The 3,732-nt window shown below is 40.9% G+C and carries 2 protein-coding genes; both read right to left on the minus strand.

Annotation, left to right across the window (positions count from 1 at the left end):
* Positions 1–1,724, minus strand: a 1,724-nt coding sequence (locus ACHBHN_RS11120) for a M23 family metallopeptidase (RefSeq protein ID WP_394734139.1), incomplete at its 3' end; no start/stop codon positions are given.
* Between the two features lies 1 nt (position 1,725).
* Positions 1,726–3,732, minus strand: a 2,007-nt coding sequence (locus ACHBHN_RS11125; protein ID WP_394734140.1) for a VirB4-like conjugal transfer ATPase, CD1110 family, incomplete at its 5' end; no start/stop codon positions are given.

Here is a 3,732-nt window from a genome sequence, read left to right on the forward strand (position 1 = left end):
TAGAATGCTGGATTGACATAGACCAACTTATCCGTGTCATCATCAACTTTTTGATAGGTGACTTTTAGACCCGTTCCGCCTTTGGTCTGACCAATAATATCTCCTGCCAAGACATGTTGATTTTCACTCACTCGGCCTGAATGTATGCCAAACAAGGTTAGTTTAGTCTTATTCACTCCCTTACCAGATGTCAAAACAACGTTCTCTCCATCAAGAGATACCTTGCCATCCATCGGAGCTACAATGACTTGACCTTCTTTCGCTTCTAAGATGATATGGTGATGAAGCGTTGGTTTCTCATCAATGACCTCATACCCATATCGGTAGGTCATGCTTAAGCTATCCTCATCGGTCTGTCCCTGAAAGGGATTGTCCAATTCTTGAAGGGCTAGATAGTTGCCTCCTTCTGTCAACTCCTTTAACTCTTCCTGGTCTTCATCAGACAGCTTGTAAGTAGGTTCTTTATATAAGTCAGACATGGATTTAATAGAATCTCCACCATTTAAGTCTGTCCACACTTGACTGAGAAACGTTTTGTAGGTCACACCACCTGTTTCCATGAAATCGTCAAGCTTGTAGTCTTGGTATTGATGATTCATGTAAACCATAATCTCATCAATCTTGGTGTAGTAGGCAATCCCTTTTTTATTGGTTCTTGTATGCTCCGCATCTTCCCACGTCATGTGGGTATAGGCCTTGGTCAATTCCATCTCATCTTGTTGAATGACACTGCTACCTGAGACACTCATGAAAAAGCTCATCATCAAAAGGAGTATCAAGAGAATGCCTGAGACAATCCAAGTCAAAGGATTTCCCGCAAGGACAGAAAAGAAAGTCATACTTCCCTTAATGGCTTGGACGATTCCTTTGAAACCTGCGACACTTTGTTTTCTGGCAAGCTTTAAAAAGGTTTGGTAGCGTCTTCTTGGTTTAAGAGGTTTCTGGCGTGTGAATCCTTTGCCATTTTTGAAATTATGGTATCGTTTTATTCCATGGGCAATTTTATTCTTTGTAAACCGCACACCTGTCTGTCCACTTTTTACAACCACCTTACCTGCTTGAAAGGTAAACCTTCCATAGCGTCTGGCTTTCAAACTAGTATCCTTTATGGTTCTAAGTCCATCTAAATCATCATCCTGTGATACCAGGTCAAGGGATTCAGATGCAGCCAAGCCTAATCCAGCTTTGACTTTGGTAGAGTTTTTCTTAGACTTTTGGACTTTCTTGAGTTGTTTAACCTCACGCTTGGCAGAACTTACGTCTTTTTCTGCACCTAGCCGATCAAATGATTTTTCTTGGTGAAACTGAAAGCGAGACTTCAGGGAAGGATTTTCTTTTTGGAAAGTAAACTTGGGATTAACTGCCTTTTGCTTCTCACTTAGTTTCACTTCTGACAAATGTTTTCTTGCTGTCCGCAAACGTTCTTGAGCTTGCGGAAGTCGATAGTTCTTAATTTCCTTTACCCTCAACAGTCTAGGAGACACATAGGTAATTTCCTTTAGGAACTTCTCTTCTTCTTCCTCTTGGCTACTGAGTAGATTTCCTTTTAACTCTGTTTTCTTTCCCTGAAACAGTGTATTTTTGGCTGATTTTAGAAATCTTCCTTTTTTAGGAACAGTCTGTTTTAAGGTCCTAACTTCTTTCCGATAATGCATACGGGCTGATTTTAAGTTGCTTCGAAAGTTTTGCCTAGCCTGTTTGACTAGCTTTTTATCCTCTTTCATCTCATGTCCTCATTTTTTCAGGGTCCGTACTCATGATGTCAAAGAGCTTGGTGTGTTGCGGAATCTTATTCTTGAATGGGACAACGGTGGAACCGGCCTTAATTAAGCCTGCCCCTTTTTCAGGATTGACCAAGTATTTCTCCAATTCCTTGGAAAGTCCAAGCATATGCACCAATTCTTCGCGATCGCTCTTAGCCTGTTTTAAAAGAATCATGAACTCGCTATTGGCAATAATGCGTCTGCCATTAGCATCCAAAAGAAGAGTTTCTACATTCTGAGTAATGCCTGTCGGTATCGCCCCATACTTACGGACACGACTCCAGAGTTTAAAGAAAAAATCAGAGGCATACTTGTCCAATAAGAGAAGCTGCATTTCATCAAAGTAAATCCAGGTCTTCTTCCCTAGCTTTTGGTTTTTGACCACCCGATTCCAAATTTGGTCAAAGATAACCATGAGGGCAATTTGTTTTAATTCATCGCCTAGCTTTTTGACATTGTAAATCAGGAAATGACTGTCTGTTTTAATATTGGTCCGATGTGAAAATATGTCCAGCGACCCTTCCACATAGAGTTCCATATCCAGTGCCAAGTCCTTAGCTTCCTGTTCAGGTTGTTGAGCTAAGACAAAGACCCATTCGACCAAGGATGGTGTGTCAAAATGCTTATAGGTGAGTCGTGTCACACGGTCAATCAAGGATTTTTCACGACCATCCATTTTGCGATCTAAGAGCTTCCCTATCCAAGACAAGAGAAATTCGGACTTAACCTTAACCGGATCCTCATCCATATTCTCATCAGATAGATCTAAGACATTTAAGAAGGTGGTAGAATCTGGGGCAATATCAATACTCTCCCCACCAAAGGCTTGACCGATAATACTGTACTCATTTTCTGGGTCAACAATAATAATTTCAGTATCACTATCTGCTTCCTTGAGCTTAGTTGAGATGATTTCATGTTTTGTCGCCATCCCTTTGCCAGCTCCAGAAGTCCCTAAAATCAAACCTGACGGAGTATTTAACTTGCCACGGTCAATACTGATGATATTACTTGAGATTTGATTGATGCCATAAAATTTCCCACCCTTGTCCTGAATATCAACGGAAGTCCAAGGGGCATTCACAGCAATATTCGAGGTTAAGAGCGACCGAGAAACACCTTCAAGATAGTTCTTCCCAAATGGCAAGAGACTATTAAAAGCAGCTTCTTGCATATAGGTCAAATTATCAATAATCATATCATTAGACCCTGCCACTTGCTTGATAATATCAAGAGATTGTTTGAGTTGGTCTTCAGTATCCGCCAGCACGCCAATTAGAAATATGGTGTCAAACAGTTTATCTCCTGTTTGGGTCATGGTTTGAAGAAGAGCCTCAGCTTCATCGATATTGTTTTCAAGAACATGCCCGACCTTCTCCAAATAGATTCCAGTCCGAGCCATCTTTTGTTGTTCCCCAATCTTTTGTGATTCCATCAAGGTCTTCTTGGTTCGTAGTTTGGTCATGGTTTCAGACTTGGTAGAGCCTTTAGCATGTAAGCTAATCATCACTTCCAAATCTGACTGCATCAAGTCTCGAATAAATTTATCCCCTAGCTCCATACCATAGTCGCGAACATAGACAATCTGTAATAATCGATCGTCCAATTCAATATGATTCTTATGTTTAAAGGAAAGGTAGGTTGGGGCAATAAAGTGTTTGGTGGATTGACCTGAGAGAGTCAAATCCTTGTAAGAAAACGGTAAATGATTTTCACCTCGCAACATATCCGCAAGGACATTCACTCGCTCCTCTCCACCGAGCAAACCAAGAGATACATCAATCTCTGAAAAGCCACTCTTGAAATATTCTCCAATTTGAGACAGAGAACGAAAAGCTAGTTTTGGTGTTTGGTCGCTCTTGCCAAATGAAAGAAACTTGACAGCTGAAAAATTGTTCTCACCCGCCTCTAAGTTGGCATCCATCATGCGATTCAATTCATCACGATAAGCATCAAACCCATCTTCCTG

Origin of the sequence: Streptococcus sp. A22 (assembly GCF_043674215.1) — a bacterium.
GTDB classification, from domain to species: Bacteria; Bacillota; Bacilli; order Lactobacillales; family Streptococcaceae; genus Streptococcus; species Streptococcus suis_V.